Genomic DNA, 16818 nt, shown 5'->3' on the forward strand with positions numbered 1-16818 from the left:
TCCTAAATACGTTGACGGTCGTGCGGGCTAGCGGAACTGGCCGAGGAACCGCAGATCGTTGTCGAAGAACAGGCGCAAGTCGTTCACGCCATAGCGCAGCATGGCCAGACGCTCGATGCCCATACCGAAGGCGAAGCCCTGGTATTTCTCGGGGTCGATGCCGGACATACGCAGCACGTTCGGGTGGACCATGCCGCAACCCATGACTTCCAGCCAGCCGGTCTGCTTGCAGACGCGGCAACCCTTGCCGCTGCAGAGCACGCATTGGATGTCGACTTCCGCCGAAGGCTCGGTGAAGGGGAAGAAGGACGGACGGAAGCGGACGGAGAATTCCTTCTCGAAGAAGGCGCGGAGGAATTCCTCGATGGTGCCCTTGAGGTCGGCGAAGCTGACGTCTTCGTCGACCAGCAGACCTTCGACCTGGTGGAACATTGGCGAGTGGGTCAGGTCGGAGTCGCAGCGGTAGACGCGGCCCGGGCAGACAATGCGAATCGGCGGCTTCTGGTTTTCCATGGTGCGGACCTGTACCGGCGAGGTGTGGGTGCGCAGCAGCATGTTCGCATTGAAATAGAAAGTGTCGTGCATGGCACGAGCCGGGTGGTGACCCGGGATGTTGAGCGCTTCGAAGTTGTGGTAGTCGTCTTCGACTTCCGGCCCCTCGGCCACTTCATAGCCGATGCGGGTGAAGCACTGCTCGATGCGTTCCTTGGTACGGGTGACCGGATGCAGCCCACCGGAGGACTGGCCACGGCCCGGCAGGGTCACATCGATGCGCTCGGCAGCCAGCTTGGCGGCGAGGGCGGCGCCCTCAAGCTCGGCCTTGCGGGCGTTCAGGGCATCCTGAACCTTTTCCTTGGCGACGTTGATCAGCGCGCCGACCTTGGGGCGCTCTTCGGCCGGCAGGTCGCCCAGGGTCTTCATGACCTGGGTCAGTTCGCCTTTCTTGCCGAGGTAGTGAACCCGGATCTGCTCCAGGGCGTTGACGTCTTCGGTGTTTCGCACGGCATCCAGGGCCTGCGAAACCAGCGCGTCCAGGTTTTCCATGTACCAACTCCAGATACAAAATAGGGGAAGAGCGGTAAGGCTCTTCCCCTATCGGTGACGTTACGTCCGGACCGAGATCCGGTAACTGTCGTGGGGCTTAAGCCAGGCTGGCCTTCGCTTTCTCGACAATCGCGGTAAACGCCGCTTTTTCGTTCACAGCCAGATCGGCCAGTACCTTACGGTCGATCTCGATGGCCGCCTTCTTCAGGCCGGCGATCAGACGGCTGTAGGACAGACCGTTCTGACGAGCACCAGCGTTGATACGGGCGATCCACAGGGCGCGGAACTGACGCTTGCGCTGACGACGGTCACGGTAGGCGTATTGGCCAGCCTTGATTACCGCCTGCTTGGCAACGCGGAACACGCGCGAACGCGCGCCGTAGTAGCCTTTTGCGAGCTTCAGGATCTTCTTGTGACGACGACGGGCAATCACGCCACGCTTAACACGAGCCATTTATCTATCCTCTACCAGAAATCAACGCAGACGCAGGGAGCGTGCTACACGGCGAACGTCGGAAGCAGCGAGCATCGAAGTGCCGCGCAGCTGACGCTTACGCTTGGTGGTCATTTTGGTCAGGATGTGGCTCTTGAAAGCGTGCTTGTGCTTGATGCCACCAGCAGTCACTTTGAAGCGCTTCTTAGCGCCACTCTTGGTTTTCATCTTTGGCATGTTTAGTACTCCGCATTCGTTAACAACTGATAACCATCAGGCCTGCCAGTGCCCGGGAGGTTATTTACGCTTCTTGGGAGCGATGACCATCATCAGCTGGCGTCCTTCCAGCTTTGGATGCTGTTCCACGGTGCCGAATTCGGCGAGGTCGTTCTCGACCCGCTTCAACAGCTCCATGCCCAGCTCCTGGTGGGCCATCTCACGACCACGGAATCGAAGCGATACCTTGGCCTTGTCCCCTTCATTAAGGAAACGTACCAGGTTGCGTAGTTTTACCTGGTAATCCCCTTCTTCCGTCCCTGGACGAAACTTGATTTCTTTGATCTGTTGCTGGTGCTGGTTCTTCTTCGCAGCGGCGGCCTGCTTCTTCTTCTCGAAGAGGTGCTTGCCGTAGTCCATGATGCGGCAGACAGGGGGCACCGCATCAGCAGAAATTTCTACCAGGTCCAGCTTGGCCTCGTCGGCTTGACGGAGGGCCTCGTCGAGGGACACCACTCCTATCTGCTGACCGTCAGCACCAATCAGACGAACCTCACGGGCGGTGATATTCTCGTTGATCGGCGGTTTCGGGAGAGCCCGCTTATCCTGTCTCATTTCACGCTTAATAATGATTACTCCGAGTCTTGGCGACCACGCCGGGAAACCGCTCGAGCCAGCAGCTCGACGAACTGGGAGATCGGCATGGAGCCGAGGTCTTCCCCTTCGCGCGTACGTACGGCGACGGCCTGCGATTCAACTTCCCTGTCTCCAATAACCAGGAGGTAGGGAACCTTGAGCAAAGTATGCTCGCGGATTTTAAAGCCGATTTTCTCGTTTCTCAAGTCGGACTTGGCACGGAATCCGCTTTGCTCGAGCTGACGCCCCACTTCCTCGGCCCATTCGCCCTGCTTGTCAGTGATATTCATCACCACCGCCTGGGTCGGCGCGAGCCAGGCCGGGAACAGGCCGGCGTAGTGCTCGATCAGCATGCCGATGAAGCGCTCGAAGGAACCAAGAATGGCGCGGTGCAGCATCACCGGACGGGTGCGGCTGTTGTCTTCGGCGATGTAGCTGGCGTCCAGGCGCTCCGGCAGGTTCGGGTCGTACTGCAGGGTGCCGCACTGCCAGTTGCGGCCGAGGCAGTCCTTCAGGGTGAACTCGATCTTCGGGCCGTAGAAGGCGCCCTCGCCCGGCTGGTATTCCCACTCCAGGCCGGACTCGTTCAGCGCATCGGCCAGCGCACCTTCGGCGCGATCCCACAGTTCTTCGGAACCGACGCGCTTGGCCGGACGGGTGGACAGCTTCATGGAGATGTCGCTGAAGCCGAAGTCCGAATAGACCTGCAGGGTCAGCTTGATGAAGTCGGCCGCTTCCTTCTTCACCTGCTCTTCGGTGCAGAAGATGTGGGCGTCGTCCTGAGTGAAGCCACGCACGCGCATGATGCCGTGCAGCGCACCGGACGGCTCGTTACGGTGGCAGGCGCCGAACTCGGCGAGGCGCAGCGGCAGGTCGCGGTAGGACTTCAGACCCTGGTTGAAGATCTGCACGTGGCACGGGCAGTTCATCGGCTTGACCGCGAAGTCGCGACTTTCCGACGAAGTGGTGAACATGTTCTCGGCGTAGTTCGACCAGTGGCCCGAGCGCTCCCAGAGGATGCGATCGACGACCTGCGGGGTGCGAACTTCCACATAGCCGTGGTCACGCTGCACCTTGCGCATGTACTGCTCGAGCACCTGATAGACGGTCCAGCCGTTCGGGTGCCAGAAGACCATGCCCGGCGCTTCTTCCTGGAGATGGAAGAGGTCGAGCTGCTTGCCGATGCGGCGGTGATCGCGCTTCTCGGCTTCCTCGATGCGCTGGACATAGGCGGCCAGCTGCTTCTTGTCCGCCCAGGCGGTGCCGTAGACACGCTGCAGCTGCTCGTTCTTCGAATCACCGCGCCAGTAGGCACCGGAAATCTTGGTCAGCTTGAAAGCCTTCAGGAAGCGGGTGTTCGGCACGTGCGGGCCACGGCACATGTCCACGTACTCCTCATGGAAGTACAGGCCCATGGCCTTCTCGTCCGGCATGTCGTCGATGAGGCGCAGCTTGTACTCCTCACCACGGGCCTTGAAGGTCTCGATGACTTCGGCACGCGGAGTCATCTTCTTGATGACGTCGTAGTCCTTGTCGATCAGCTCGGCCATGCGCTTTTCGATGGCAGCCATGTCTTCCGGCGTGAAGGGACGCTCGAAGGCGATGTCGTAATAGAAGCCTTCGTCGATCACCGGACCGATGACCATCCTGGCGGTCGGGTACAGCTGCTTGACCGCATGGCCCACCAGGTGAGCGCAGGAGTGGCGGATGATTTCCAGCCCGTCCTCGTCCTTCGGGGTGATGATCTGCAGGGTCGCATCACTGTCGATGATGTCGCTGGCATCGACCAGGCGGCCGTTGACCTTGCCGGCCAGGGTGGCTTTCGCCAGGCCCGCACCAATGGATTGCGCCACCTCGGCCACGCTGACCGGATGATCGAAGGAACGCTGACTACCGTCGGGAAGAGTAATGATGGGCATGGCGCCTCCTCTCCTAGTGGTGACCCCTACGAAAGGCCACATGGGTTGGGATGTGCCAGTAAGCGTCGCCCGCCGGGTAGGCCTGCCCCACAGTGGCAGGCGCCTTGTCGGCACCCTGCGCTTGCACGCGCGGACGGAGATCACTGGAAGAAATCGGATGAAACCTGCCCGCGGGCGATAGCGGGCAAGGCGTGGGATGTTACTGCAACTTTGGATAGCTGACGAGCGGTAACCCTGACTTGCCTCAGTATTGCTCGACAAACTCCAGCACGGCGCGATTGAAGGCAGCCGGACGGATCACGTTCATGCCATGGGAGGCGCCGGGAATCGTCGCAGCACGGACATCCGCCAAGGTCGATTGCAGTGCCTGGAGAATCCGCGGAAAGGGCTCCGGACTCTTCGCGCCACCGATCAGCAGAACCGGTAATTGCAGCTGTTCGAGCTGAACTTGGGAAATCGGCGGCGGATGGTCCTCCACCTGCCCCACCAGCGTCATGGCATTGGCCGTGGCCATTTCGCGGAACTGGCGGGAGGAGCGCGCCCACACACCCGCACCGCTGACAGTATCGACGAAGAGCTGCAACCCCTCGCCAACCTGACCGGCGCGAATCATTGCCAGCGCCTGCTGACGAAACTGATTGCGCGCAACCGGAGATACCGGCGGAACCAAACCCGCCATACGGAATACATCTTCCGCAAAATCTCCGCCGGGATCGGCCAGCGTCAGGGAGCGCAACTTCTGCGGCGCCATCAAGGCCACACGCAGACAAAGATTGCCGCCCCTCGAATGCCCGAGCAAATGCACCGGACCGGGCAACTGATCCAGCAATGCCAGCAGATCGCTCACATGCTGCTCCGTCGTGAACCCCGCGCCTTCGCCATCCCACCGCTCAGGGAAATAGTGGCGCAGGCTGGGGGCCACTACGCGATAGCGAGTCGATAACGCCGCAAACTGCCCCTGCCAATAGCGGGAATCGCAGAGCGATCCATGAACCAGCACAAGCGGCACACCCTGCCCCGCCGCCTGGCAGGCGAGCTCATAATCATTGACCCGATACCGCACGTACTCTCTATTCATCCAGCACTCGCACTCAACGCACCACAACAAAGCACACAATATTCAGAGGGACTTGACGAAAGCCTGCCCCTTTAGTCCGCGCATTATCCCTCAAGCAGCAACTAATCTGCGCCCCGAATAACACAGCCCTGACATTTAAGGCTTATTTTACGGCTCGCAATAATTCATATCCGCAGTTGACGCCGACAACAACAAAAACAGAAAATCCCCCAACAATTCACCCCTGCCCACGGGAGCATAAGATGTCCAAACTTGCGGAATTCCGCGAAGCCGAACGCCAGCTCAAAGAACAACTCGCCCTGCTGGAAAAACTCAAGAATGACAGCAGCCTGAAAAAAGAACTGGAGTTCAAGGACCAACTGCAAGCCCTGATGGACCAGTACGGCATGAACCTGCGCAATGTCATCGACATTCTCGACCCGCAGGCCCCCGGCGAACCGGCGCCGACCCAGCATCGCCGCAGCCGCCAGCTGAAGACCTACAAGAACCCCAATACCGGCGAAATCATCGAGACCAAGGGCGGCAATCACAAGACCCTGAAAGCCTGGAAGCAACAGTTCGGCGCCGAAATCGTCGAATCCTGGCTGCAGAAGTAAGACGAAAAACCGCAGGGCGCTCCCGCCCTGCGGTTTTCTTTACCGTCTCGCAATGATTCTGACCAACGGCCGAAGACCAACTGGCCATTGCCGACAGAAATCCATATAATTCCGCACGCGAGTACCAAACCTAAGGTCGCCCCTCCCAGCACTCCCCTACCTTGATCCAGGGTTGAAGCTGGTTACTACAGGGCCACGGCCAGCGCATCCTCCGCATCGATTCCAGAGCACGCCAACCGCGCCAGGAAAGTTTGCCCGAGCGATAGCGCCCACGTCAGTTCAACTGCTTTCACCCAACACTGCAGACTGACGCGAACCGACCCTCAAGTTTCCATTCGCTGCCATATTCCGGTCACACGCCTTCTGCATCCTCAGATTGCACCCGGAGCTTTTTACGATTTCAACGGTCACAAGGCCGTTACCTATTTGGAAAGACAAGACAATGAAAACCTCCCTGCAAATCCAGGAGGCGATTCACACCCTTTCGGTGGCTTTCGCCCCTCTGAACTGCGTCATCCAGGCCAAGCGCAAGCACGGCTTCAGCTTCACGCTGGTGAACGAGCATGGCATCGCCAAGCACACCGAGCGCCTGTACCCCCAGCAATACCAGGACGAAGCACCGCTGAACGCGGTCATCCAGCGAGTGCAAGCCACCCTCGCCGCCTGAGCCTGAAAATGAAAAGCCCCGCCGAAGCGGGGCTTTTGCTTTTCTGCCTCCCATATAAAGGAAGCAACGCCAGAAAGGTCAGCGCAGACTGATCCCCGCCTTCACCGATTCGATCTCGCCCGCCAGCGCCGCATAGCGCTCCGACGGCACGGCATAGGTCAGCGAATAAGCCGCTCCATCACCCAGCGCCACCTGCAGGGTCTGCTTCAGTACCTCGGTGCCGTTCTGGCTGATGCCGCAATGCACCTCCAGGCCATCCAGCCCGCCCAGCTTCGTATCCAGGGGCTTGCTGCACGCAGCCAGGAAGCCCTGGCGGAGGAAATCCTTCTGCAACGCCTTGCGCATCTCGACGATGACATTCGACACATTGATGGAAGCGCTGCCACCCAGGCGACTGCGCGTGACCTCCATGACCAGTTCCTGGGCGCCATCCTCCGCCAGGCGCACACCGCGCTGGCGGATCACCGGGGCATCGGCCACCGCCTCCGCCGGCGAGCGCGAAACACTCCAGCCGCTCGGCCAGATCACCTGCATCTCCGCCAGCGCCTGCTCCGACGCCAACAGCGCGCCGAGCAACAAACAGAATCGCAGAGCGCTCATCACCACCTCCAACACACCCCAGGAGACACCATAACAGGCGAGCCAGCTTTTCTGCGGGCAAACAAAAAGGGCGATCCTTTCGGATCGCCCTTTTTGCAATCGCCGAAGCGATTATGTTTGGTAGGCACAATTGGACTCGAACCAACGACCCCCACCATGTCAAGGTGGTGCTCTAACCAACTGAGCTATGTGCCTGTCGATGTGGGCGCATTCTACGCGATCGTTTTGGAGCGTCAAGCACTTTTTTCGCTAAGCCACTGAAAAAGTGAATTTTTTTATGTTCGACCGTCCGTAAATTATTTTGCACGGATACTAGCCGACCCGATTCGACTCAGGTAGCATCCACCTATCTCGTAAAAAATAACAAACACAGGTGCATTATGCCGCACACTCCCTACCCCACTTCCTATTACGCAGCCTCGGCCAACCCGGTCCCGGCCCGTCCTGAGCTGCAGGGCGAGGTGGAGACCGACGTCTGCGTGATCGGCGCCGGCTACACCGGCCTGTCCACCGCGCTGTTCCTGCTGGAGAACGGCTTCAAGGTCACCGTACTGGAAGCCGCCAAGGTCGGCTTCGGCGCTTCGGGCCGTAACGGCGGCCAGATCGTCAACAGCTACAGCCGCGACATCGACGTCATCGAACGCACCGTCGGCGCCAAGCAGGCGCAACTGCTGGGCCAGATGGCCTTTGAAGGCGGCCGCATCATTCGCGAGCGCATCGCCAAGTACAACATCCAGTGCGACCTGAAGGACGGCGGCGTGTTCGCGGCCCTCAGCACCAAGCAGATGGGCCACCTGGAAGCCCAGAAGAAGCTGTGGGAACGCTACGGCCATACCCAGCTGGAACTGATGGACGCCAAGCGCATCCGCGAAGTCGTCGCCACCGACAGCTACATCGGCGGCATGCTCGACATGAGCGGCGGCCATGTCCATCCGCTGAACCTCGCCCTGGGCGAAGCCGCGGCCGTGGAGTCCCTGGGTGGCGCGATCCACGAGCAGAGCCCGGCCGTACGCATCGACCGCGGCGCCAACCCGGTGGTGCACACCCCGAAAGGCCGCGTGAAGGCCAAGTTCGTGGTGGTCGCCGGTAACGCCTACCTCGGTGGCCTGGTGCCGGAACTGGCGTCCAAGTCGATGCCCTGCGGCACCCAGGTGATCACCACCGAGCCGCTGAGCGACGAACAGGCCAGGGGCCTGCTGCCGCAGGACTACTGCATCGAAGACTGCAACTACCTGCTGGACTACTACCGCCTCTCCGGCGACAAGCGCCTGATCTTCGGCGGCGGCGTGATCTACGGTGCGCGCGACCCGGCCGACATCGAGGCGATCATCCGTCCGAAGATGCTCAAGGTGTTCCCGCAGCTGAAGAACGTGAAGATCGACTTCGCCTGGACCGGCAATTTCCTGCTGACCCTGTCGCGTCTGCCGCAGGTTGGCCGCATCGGCGACAACATCTATTACTCCCAGGGCTGCTCCGGCCACGGCGTGACCTACACCCACCTCGCCGGCAAGGTGCTGGCCGAGGCCCTGCGCGGCCAGGCCGAGCGCTTCGACGCCTTCGCCGACCTGCCGCACTACCCGTTCCCGGGCGGCCGCATGTTCCGCGTGCCCTTCACCGCGATGGGCGCCTGGTACTACAACCTGCGCGACAAGCTGGGCGTCTGACGCTCCGCTCCGCACGAAGAACAACGGCGCCCTGAGGCGCCGTTTTCTTTTCCACCCGCAAAGACCGGAACAGGTTCAGCCGCCCGGGCACGCCGGCAGCGACTCGCAACGGGCAGCGGAGTCCGCAGCCCCACCGGGAACCACCGAAAATCGCGGGTCCGCCGGCGCCAGCCGGGCCGCACAGCTGCCCGCCTCATGCGCCTGCTGCGGGCAGCCACGCTCGCCCAGCACATTGCCCAGGTTGAACCAGCCCGCGGCGAAATCGGGACGCGCAGCCACGCTTTGCCGCAAGGCCGACTCCGCATCGGCCAGGTCGCCACCCGCGTACCGCGCATTGGCCAGGGCGAACCAGCCCAGCGCGTCCTGCGGCCAGGCCCGGGTCGCCGTGCGATAGGCCTGCTCGGCCAGGGCCGGCTGGCCGGTCTCCTCCAGGTCATGGGCGGCGCGCAGCCAGGCGGTCGGCTCCACCGTGGCCGGCAGGCGATCCGCCGGCAAGGTCAGCACCGCCCAGCGATTGCTGCGCGCCCAGGTGACGTCGAAGGCGGTGAAGTCGATCACCAGCCGCTCGGTGATCCCCGAACGCAGGATCAGCTCATGGCGCTGCCGGTCGAAACCGACCACCACCGCGAAGTGCCACATCGGCAGCCAATCCAGCCCCTGGTTCTGCAGGACCAGCACCGGGTTGCCCGCCGCCACCTCGCTCAGCACATCCTCCAGGCGCGGCCGCAGCGGATAGACCAGCATGCCCTTCTCCCGCGCCGCCGCCACCAGCTCCACCTGCAGGCTGCCCTGGCGCTGCGGGAGGAACACGCGCTCCTTCAGCTGCCGCGGCGTCACCCGCACGCCGCGCTGGTTGAGCATGGTCGCCAGCGCGGCGGGGCCGCACTGGAACTCCTGCTGCGGGAAGAACTGCACCTCGCGCAGCTCCACGCGCTCGGGCAACGCCTCCACAGCCGGCGGCAACTTCGGCGCCTGGGCGCAGCCGCCGAGCGCCACGGCCGCCGCCAGCGCGGCAGCCATGGCCCAGCGACTCAACGCTGGCACCTGACGAAGGTGAAGATGTGGGTGATGCAGAGAACGTCGGTGATGATGAAGATCAGCAGGAACAGCAGGATGATGCCGATGATGCCACCGGCGGGCGCCTGGTCCAGCTGCTGGTTGAACTGCGCCAGCTCCTCGTTGGAGAGGCTCTTGATGCGCTGCTCGACCTGACTGCGCTCAACGCCCATGGACTGCAGCTTTTTCTGCACGCCCTGGTCATCGAGCATCTTCAGCAATTGTTCACGGTCGACCTGTTGTTGCTGCGCCTGCAGCACCTCACCGGTAGCGACCATGCTCGCCTGTGCCAGCGGAACCTCCGCCACCACGCCCAATTGCGCCAGCACCAGCACGGCTGCAAGGCTCTTCACCCGCTTTGTTAGTGTCATTCTGGGTCACCTCATCATTGACTACATGCTCAAAGGCACGAGGTGCTGCCGCTCGGCGCAAAAGCCGGCAAGCCGCAACGCTCCCGCCATGTCGGCGCCAACCGCTGGGCCGCTAACTATTAAGATGCTAGGTCAGGAAAAGAGTTCGAAGCGTAATGCGCGCCAATCGGCGTCGAGATGCCCCAGGTAGACGCAGGCGTGCCCACGGGGAAAGAGCATGTGCTCAACCCCGAAGCCGCCGCCCTCCACGCGCAGCAGGCGCCCCCAGGAATGATGGCTGATGCGCCCGCGCACATCGGCGACCGCGCCGCCGCGCCACCAGTGGATGGCGGCCTCGGCATCCTCGATGCCTTCGGGCTGTTCGATGCGCACCGGCTCGTCGCGCCAGCCGATCACCCGCTGCGGAGCGACGCCAGCCTGGCGCTCCAGCGGCAGCGGCGTGACCCACCAGGCGCCATCGCGCTCTTCCAGCTCGACAGCCAGGTCGCACCAGCGCGGCTGCTCCAGCGCCCAGAGCAGGTCACCGTCGATTTCCAGGGAAGGTTCGGGCTGCGCCTGGATGCGGAAGCCGGGACAGACCATTACCCCCTCGCGCAGCGGAATGCGGAGCTCGCTCATGCCCCCTCCCGCCGCAGGAAGGGACCGGCCTTGCGCTCCAGCAGGAGCACCAGCTCCGGCTGCAGGTAGGCGTAGTCGTCGGGGATGTCCAGGCAGATCAGCCGCTTGCCGCGCATCGCCTGCGGGAACCGGCGCAGCAGCACCTGCCGCTGCCGCCGCTCCATGACGAAGACCAGATCGGCCCACTCCAGTTGCTCGGCGCTCAGCGGGACTTCCGCGTCCGGCGCCAGCCCGGCGGAGTCGGTCTCGACGTCCGGCCAACTGGCGAAGACGCTTTCAGCGGTCGGGCTGCGCAGGCGGTTGCGGCTGCAGATGAACAAAGCGCGGCGCACTTCATCCTCCCTACGGCTGGCGCGCGAACGGCAGCGGCGATTCTAGGGAAGATATGCGCCCAGGGCGAGGCCGCCGGCCTCCTGCCACTCGAGAAATTCCGGGTTCCGCTGCCCGGCGCGGAAGGGTTCAGCCGCCGGTCACGCTCATGAAGCGCAGCACCTGCACCTGCTGCTCGGCGTCGAAGTGATGGCGCTCGGGCTTGAGCCGCAGCGCCTCCATCAGCGCCCCGCGCAGGCGGGCGACGTCGCCGGGGTGCTCGCGCAGCAGGCGGCGCAGGTCCAGCGCGCCCTCATGGCCCAGGCACAGCACCAGCTTGCCTTCGGCGGTCACCCGCACGCGGTTGCAGTCGCCACAGAAGTTGTGGCTGTGCGGCGAGATGAAGCCGATGCGGCTGGCATGGCCATCGATGCGGTAATAGCGCGACGGTCCGCCGCTGCGCTCGGGCGTCGGCAGCAGTTGCCAGCGCTCGGCCAGGTGCGCGCGCACCTCGTCGCTGCTGCACAGGGTGACCTTGCGCTCATGGCTGCTGATGCTGCCCAGCGGCATTTCCTCGATGAAGCTGATGTCCAGCCCCTTGCCCAGGGCGAAGGCCACCAGGTCGCAGACTTCGTCGTCGTTGCGCCCCTTCTGCACCACGGTGTTCAGCTTGATCCGCTCGAAGCCCGCCTCGCGCGCGGCATCGATGCCGTCGAGCACCTGCTCCAGCTTGTCGGTGCGGGTGAAGGCGGCGAAACGTTCGCGGCGCAGGGAATCGAGGCTGATGTTCAACCGGCGTACGCCGGCGGCGCGCAGCTCGGCGGCGCGCTCGCGCAGTTGCGAGCCATTGGTGGTGATGGCGAGGTCTTCCAGCTCCGGCCGCGCGCCCAGCCTCGCCAGCAGGCTGGTCAGCCCCTTGCGCACCAGCGGCTCGCCGCCGGTGATGCGGATACGCCGCACGCCCAGGCCGATGAAGGCATCCGCCACCGCCTCCAGCTCTTCCAGGCTCAGCACCTGGTCGCGCGGCAGGAACTGCATGTCCTCGCTCATGCAGTAGGTGCAGCGGAAGTCGCAGCGGTCGGTGACCGACAGGCGCAGGTAGGTGATGCGGCGGCCGAAGGGGTCGACCAGTTGGGAATCAGGCATGGGCAGTCAGGGTTCCGGTTGGCAGGCAGGCCAGAGGAAGGTGCGCTGGCAATACATTAGCCGCTTGCCGATATATACACGAATCAGACCCGCAAGTCAGGAAACCCGCCGAGGCGCGTCGCCTTGAGGGGGTTGCGAGGCCGGTGCTACGATGCCCGGCTCGGTTGGGCAACCACAGCAGCACAAGAAGACCAGCACCCATGACCAGCATTCGCGAGCGAAACCGGCGCCTGATCCTGCGCGCAGCCAGCGAGGAATTCGCCGAAAAGGGCTTCGCGGCGACCAAGACCAGCGACATCGCCGCTCGCGCCGGCCTGCCCAAGCCCAACGTCTACTACTACTTCCAGACCAAGGAAAACCTCTACCGCTGCGTGCTGGAAAGCATCGTCGAGCCGCTGCTGCAGGCTTCCGCGCCGTTCCGCGAGGACGACGAACCGGGCGAGGCGCTCAGGGCCTACATCCGTTCCAAGGTGAGGATTTCCCAGGAGCTGCCGCACGCGTCCAAGGTGTTCGCCAGCGAACTGATGCACGGCGCGCCGCACCTGCCGAAGGAGTACCTGGACGAACTGAACGCCCAGGCGCAGCGCAACATCGCCTGCCTGCAGAGCTGGATCGACCGCGGCCTGCTGGCCCCGGTGGACCCGCATCACCTGCTGTTCACCATCTGGGCGGCGACCCAGACCTACGCCGATTTCGACTGGCAGATCTCCATGGTCACCGGCAAGACCAGCCTCAGCGACGCCGACTTCGAGGCCGCCACCGAAACCATCACCCGCCTGGTGCTGCGCGGCACCGCGCCGGACAACGGCTGCGAGCCCAAACCACAGGGACGGTTGCGGCCGTTGTCGATCTGACGGTTTCCAGCTGCTGCGGCATGGGTATCGCTTCGCTCCACCCATCCTGCGGGGGTGCGGCATACCTGTGCGTGTAGGCGCGAGCTTGCTCGCGAATCCGCTTCACTCCTGAGGCATTCGGAGCAATCGGCGGTTCGCGAGCAAGCTCGCTCCTACAGAAATCAGCCCGCGTCGGCCACCAGGCCCGACGCCTGCACGCCGCGGATCGCGCATTGCTCGTCGATGTCCGAGGCGTCGCCGCTGATGCCGATGGCGCCGATCACTTCGTTGGCCTGATTGCGGATCAGCACGCCGCCCGGCGCCGGCACCACGTTGCCCTGCGCCAGGGTGTTCACCGCCGCGATGAAGGACGGGCGCTGCTGCGCGTCCGCCGCCAGCACGCGCGACGACTTGCCCAGCGCCACCGCGCCCCACGCCTTGCCGATGGCGATCTGCGGGCGAAGCAGGCTCGCGCCGTCCTCGCGCTGCAGGGTCACCAGATGCCCGCCGGCATCCAGCACGGCGATGGTCAGCGGCGCGGTGGACAGCTCGCGGCTGGCGGCCAGGGCCTGGCGGGTGATGTCCAGTGCGGTTTCCAGACTCAGGGTGCTCATGGGGTGTTCCTCTTCAAGGTTGATAAGCCGGGGCCACGGGTGTGCGGCCAGGCAATCGCCTGCGCACACGCGCATCAGAAATCTGTACGCAATCTAGTAGCCGAAGGCTCCCCTCAAAGCAACAAAAAAGGACAATTCGTACATAATTTTGTATACATTTTTTCAAACGAAGGTTTGATTCACCAACCGTAACTGACGCCGGAATCCGCGCGCCAAAAGGCTTCACGGCAAAATCTACCGCTCATTCCTCCGTATACAACCCGTCTTGACCTTCAACGGAGAGCCTGCCTAGAATCGCCTCACATTTTGTACACAATCAGTATAAAAACCGAGGAACAAAATATGGCCAGAATGAGAGCAATCGAGGCTGCCGTACTGGTGATGCGCCGCGAAGGGGTCGATACCGCCTTCGGCGTGCCGGGCGCCGCCATCAACCCCATGTATGCGGCCATGAAGAAACTCGGTGGCATCGATCACGTCCTGGCCCGCCACGTCGAAGGCGCGTCGCACATGGCCGAGGGCTACACCCGCACCACCGCCGGCAACATCGGCGTGTGCATCGGCACCTCGGGCCCGGCCGGCACCGACATGGTCACCGGCCTCTATTCGGCCTCCGCCGATTCCATCCCGATCCTCTGCATCACCGGCCAGGCTCCCCGTGCGCGCCTGCACAAGGAAGACTTCCAGGCCGTGGACATCACCAGCATCGTCAAGCCGGTGACCAAGTGGGCGACCACCGTGCTGGAGCCGGGCCAGGTGCCCTACGCCTTCCAGAAGGCCTTCTTCGAAATGCGCAGCGGCCGCCCCGGCCCGGTGCTGATCGACCTGCCGTTCGACGTGCAGATGGCCGAGATCGAGTTCGACATCGACGCCTACGAGCCGCTGCCGGTGAACAAGCCCAAGGCCACCCGCGCCCAGGCCGAGAAGGCCCTGGCCCTGCTCAATGACGCCGAGCGCCCGCTGATCTGCGCCGGCGGCGGCATCATCAACGCCGACGCCTCCGACAAGCTGGTGGAGTTCGCCGAGCTGACCGGCGTGCCGGTGGTGCCGACCCTGATGGGCTGGGGCAGCATCCCCGACGATCACCCGCTGATGGCCGGCATGTGCGGCCTGCAGACCTCGCACCGCTATGGCAACGCCACCGTGCTGGAATCGGACATGGTGTTCGGCATCGGCAACCGCTGGGCCAACCGCCACACCGGCTCGGTCGACGTCTACACCGCCGGCCGCAAATTCGTGCACGTGGACATCGAACCGACCCAGATCGGCCGCGTGTTCACCCCGGACTTAGGGATAGTGTCCGACGCCGGCTCCGCCCTGGACGTGTTCCTCATCGTTGCCCGCGAGTGGAAAGCCGCCGGCAAGCTGAAGGACCGCAGCGCCTGGGTCGAAGCCTGCCGCGAGCGCAAGCGCACGATGCAGCGCAAGACCCACTTCGACAACGTGCCGGTCAAGCCGCAGCGCGTCTACGAAGAGATGAACGAGTTCTTCGGCAAGGACACCTGCTACGTCAGCACCATCGGCCTGTCGCAGATCGCCGGCGCGCAGTTCCTGCACGTGTACAAGCCGCGCCACTGGATCAACTGCGGCCAGGCCGGTCCGCTGGGCTGGACCATTCCGGCGGCGCTGGGCGTGGTCAAGGCCGACCCGGGCCGGCAGGTCGTCGCGCTGTCGGGCGACTACGATTTCCAGTTCATGGTCGAGGAGCTGGCCGCCGGCGCGCAGTTCAACCTGCCGTACATCCACGTGCTGGTGAACAACTCCTACCTGGGCCTGATCCGCCAGGCGCAGCGCGGCTTCGAGATCGACTACTGCGTGCAGCTGGCGTTCGACAACGTCAACGCGCCGGAACTCAACGGCTACGGCGTGGATCACGTCTCCGTGGTCGAAGGGCTGGGTTGCAAGGCGATCCGCGTGTTCGACCCGAACCAGATCGGCGCGGCCTTCGCCCAGGCCCGCGAGCTGATGCAGCAGCACCGGGTACCGGTGGTGGTCGAGGTCATCCTGGAGCGTGTCACCAACATCTCCATGGGCACCGAGATCAACGCGGTGAACGAGTTCGAGGAACTGGCGCTGCGGGGTGTCGACGCACCGACCGCCATCTCGCTGCTGGATTGAGACGTTCATTGGGGCCCCGCGCTGGCGGGGCCCCGGCAAACAAGCAAGAAAGCCCATCAGGAGGCCCCCGACATGCCCCGTTTCTGCGCCAACCTGTCCATGCTGTTCACCGAAGTGGATTTCCTCGACCGCTTCGAAGCCGCCGCGCGCGCCGGTTTCAGCGGTGTCGAGTACCTCTTCCCGTATGACGTCGAGGCCGAGGCGATCAAGGCCCGCCTGGACGCCAACAAGCTCGAACAGGTGCTGTTCAACCTGCCCGCCGGCGACTGGGCCAAGGGTGAGCGCGGCATCGCCTGCCACCCCGACCGCGTCGAGGAATTCCGCGCCGGCGTCGACAAGGCCATCGCCTACGCCAAGGTGCTGGGCAACACCCAGATCAACTGCCTGGCCGGCATCCGTCCGCAGGGTCATGACTGCGCGACGATCGAGAACACCTTCCTGAACAACCTGGAGTACGCGGCGGGCAAGCTCGAAGCCGCGGGCATCAAGCTGGTCATGGAGATGATCAACACGATCGACATTCCCGGCTTCTACCTGCAGAACACCCAGCAGGCCCTGGAGCTCCGCGAGAAGGTCGGCAGCGCCAACCTGTTCCTGCAGTACGACATCTACCACATGCAGATCATGGAAGGTGACCTGGCGCGGACCCTGGAGAAGAACCTCCCGGCGATCAACCACATCCAGCTGGCCGACAACCCCGGCCGCCACGAACCGGGCACCGGCGAGATCAACTACCGCTTCCTGTTCGACCACCTGGAGCGCATCGGCTACCGCGGCTGGATCGGCTGCGAATACAAGCCCAAAACCACCACCGAAGCCGGCCTCGGCTGGCTGAAGAGCCACAACGTGGTGTGACCGACTCACTTCGCAGGATGGCGTGGAGCGAAGCGCCGCCCGCCC

Annotated in this window: 19 protein-coding genes and 1 tRNA gene; 6 read left to right on the forward strand and 14 right to left on the reverse strand. The window is 63.5% G+C overall.

From position 1 onward, the window contains the following. Positions 1 to 27: 27 nt before the first annotated feature. From pheS to AC3B6A_RS17895, 6 genes are all read right to left on the reverse strand, one after another. The gene (gene pheS, locus AC3B6A_RS17870) at positions 28 to 1044 is read right to left on the reverse strand and encodes a phenylalanine--tRNA ligase subunit alpha (protein WP_488398538.1); all 1017 of its coding nucleotides are present in this window, start codon (positions 1042 to 1044) and stop codon (positions 28 to 30) included. A 97-nt stretch (positions 1045 to 1141) separates the two neighbouring features. Next, positions 1142 to 1498 carry a 50S ribosomal protein L20 gene (gene rplT, locus AC3B6A_RS17875; RefSeq protein ID WP_003099086.1) on the reverse strand — a complete coding sequence of 119 codons (357 nt, stop codon included), beginning with the start codon at positions 1496 to 1498 and terminating at the stop codon, positions 1142 to 1144. Between the two features lie 21 nt (positions 1499 to 1519). Then, positions 1520 to 1714: a 50S ribosomal protein L35 gene (rpmI, locus tag AC3B6A_RS17880; RefSeq protein WP_017516491.1), complete on the reverse strand. Its 195-nt coding sequence runs from the start codon at positions 1712 to 1714 to the stop codon at positions 1520 to 1522. 60 nt (positions 1715 to 1774) lie between these two features. Next, positions 1775 to 2326, reverse strand: a complete 552-nt coding sequence (infC, locus tag AC3B6A_RS17885; protein WP_275611977.1) for a translation initiation factor IF-3 — start codon at positions 2324 to 2326, stop codon at positions 1775 to 1777. Continuing rightward, the gene (gene thrS / locus AC3B6A_RS17890) at positions 2326 to 4248 is read right to left on the reverse strand and encodes a threonine--tRNA ligase (protein WP_488398539.1); all 1923 of its coding nucleotides are present in this window, start codon (positions 4246 to 4248) and stop codon (positions 2326 to 2328) included. The genes infC and thrS overlap by 1 nt, the downstream gene beginning before the upstream one ends. Positions 4249 to 4492: 244 nt before the next feature. Beyond that, positions 4493 to 5326, reverse strand: a complete 834-nt coding sequence (locus AC3B6A_RS17895) for an alpha/beta fold hydrolase (RefSeq protein ID WP_488398540.1) — start codon at positions 5324 to 5326, stop codon at positions 4493 to 4495. A gap of 242 nt (positions 5327 to 5568) precedes the next feature. Between AC3B6A_RS17895 and AC3B6A_RS17900 the strand changes: the two genes are divergently transcribed. Continuing rightward, on the forward strand, positions 5569 to 5922 hold the full coding sequence (locus AC3B6A_RS17900; protein ID WP_488398541.1) for a histone-like nucleoid-structuring protein, MvaT/MvaU family: 354 nt from the start codon (positions 5569 to 5571) through the stop codon (positions 5920 to 5922). Between the two features lie 442 nt (positions 5923 to 6364). Then, positions 6365 to 6589, forward strand: a complete 225-nt coding sequence (locus AC3B6A_RS17905) for a hypothetical protein (RefSeq protein ID WP_488398542.1) — start codon at positions 6365 to 6367, stop codon at positions 6587 to 6589. A gap of 78 nt (positions 6590 to 6667) precedes the next feature. Here AC3B6A_RS17905 and AC3B6A_RS17910 read toward each other — a convergent pair whose 3' ends face one another. After that, entirely contained in the window at positions 6668 to 7189 is a 522-nt protein-coding gene (locus AC3B6A_RS17910) for a DUF4946 domain-containing protein (protein ID WP_488398543.1), read from the reverse strand. A gap of 118 nt (positions 7190 to 7307) precedes the next feature. Further along, positions 7308 to 7384: transfer RNA gene (locus AC3B6A_RS17915), tRNA-Val, on the reverse strand. A 185-nt stretch (positions 7385 to 7569) separates the two neighbouring features. Between AC3B6A_RS17915 and AC3B6A_RS17920 the strand changes: the two genes are divergently transcribed. Then, a complete protein-coding gene (locus AC3B6A_RS17920) occupies positions 7570 to 8853 on the forward strand; it encodes an NAD(P)/FAD-dependent oxidoreductase (protein ID WP_488398544.1) in 1284 nt (427 codons plus the stop codon). Between the two features lie 75 nt (positions 8854 to 8928). Here AC3B6A_RS17920 and AC3B6A_RS17925 read toward each other — a convergent pair whose 3' ends face one another. The 5 genes from AC3B6A_RS17925 to moaA form a co-directional block, all read right to left on the reverse strand. Then, positions 8929 to 9873: a PA2778 family cysteine peptidase gene (locus tag AC3B6A_RS17925; protein WP_488403631.1), complete on the reverse strand. Its 945-nt coding sequence runs from the start codon at positions 9871 to 9873 to the stop codon at positions 8929 to 8931. 11 nt (positions 9874 to 9884) lie between these two features. Further along, positions 9885 to 10280, reverse strand: coding sequence for a PA2779 family protein (locus tag AC3B6A_RS17930; protein ID WP_488398545.1), 396 nt, complete (start codon positions 10278 to 10280; stop codon positions 9885 to 9887). Positions 10281 to 10412: 132 nt separating this feature from the next. After that, the gene (locus AC3B6A_RS17935; protein WP_488398546.1) at positions 10413 to 10898 is read right to left on the reverse strand and encodes a hypothetical protein; all 486 of its coding nucleotides are present in this window, start codon (positions 10896 to 10898) and stop codon (positions 10413 to 10415) included. Then, positions 10895 to 11230, reverse strand: a complete 336-nt coding sequence (locus AC3B6A_RS17940) for a low molecular weight protein tyrosine phosphatase family protein (protein WP_488398547.1) — start codon at positions 11228 to 11230, stop codon at positions 10895 to 10897. The genes AC3B6A_RS17935 and AC3B6A_RS17940 overlap by 4 nt, the downstream gene beginning before the upstream one ends. Before the next feature lie 127 nt (positions 11231 to 11357). Then, the gene (gene moaA, locus AC3B6A_RS17945) at positions 11358 to 12353 is read right to left on the reverse strand and encodes a GTP 3',8-cyclase MoaA (protein WP_488398548.1); all 996 of its coding nucleotides are present in this window, start codon (positions 12351 to 12353) and stop codon (positions 11358 to 11360) included. 200 nt (positions 12354 to 12553) lie between these two features. Between moaA and AC3B6A_RS17950 the strand changes: the two genes are divergently transcribed. Beyond that, positions 12554 to 13207 (forward strand): TetR/AcrR family transcriptional regulator, encoded by a 654-nt coding sequence (locus tag AC3B6A_RS17950; protein WP_488398549.1) that lies wholly within the window; start codon positions 12554 to 12556, stop codon positions 13205 to 13207. Positions 13208 to 13368: 161 nt separating this feature from the next. On the opposite strand, the gene AC3B6A_RS17955 is transcribed toward AC3B6A_RS17950, so the two are convergent. After that, a complete protein-coding gene (locus AC3B6A_RS17955; RefSeq protein WP_488398550.1) occupies positions 13369 to 13800 on the reverse strand; it encodes a GlcG/HbpS family heme-binding protein in 432 nt (143 codons plus the stop codon). Positions 13801 to 14142: 342 nt separating this feature from the next. Here AC3B6A_RS17955 and gcl point away from each other — a divergent pair, with 342 nt between their 5' ends. Beyond that, positions 14143 to 15918: a glyoxylate carboligase gene (gene gcl / locus AC3B6A_RS17960; RefSeq protein ID WP_488398551.1), complete on the forward strand. Its 1776-nt coding sequence runs from the start codon at positions 14143 to 14145 to the stop codon at positions 15916 to 15918. A gap of 72 nt (positions 15919 to 15990) precedes the next feature. After that, positions 15991 to 16773, forward strand: a complete 783-nt coding sequence (gene hyi / locus AC3B6A_RS17965) for a hydroxypyruvate isomerase (protein WP_488398552.1) — start codon at positions 15991 to 15993, stop codon at positions 16771 to 16773. The last annotated feature ends 45 nt before the right edge of the window (positions 16774 to 16818 follow it).

The organism is Pseudomonas sp. B12(2026), from assembly GCF_057767015.1.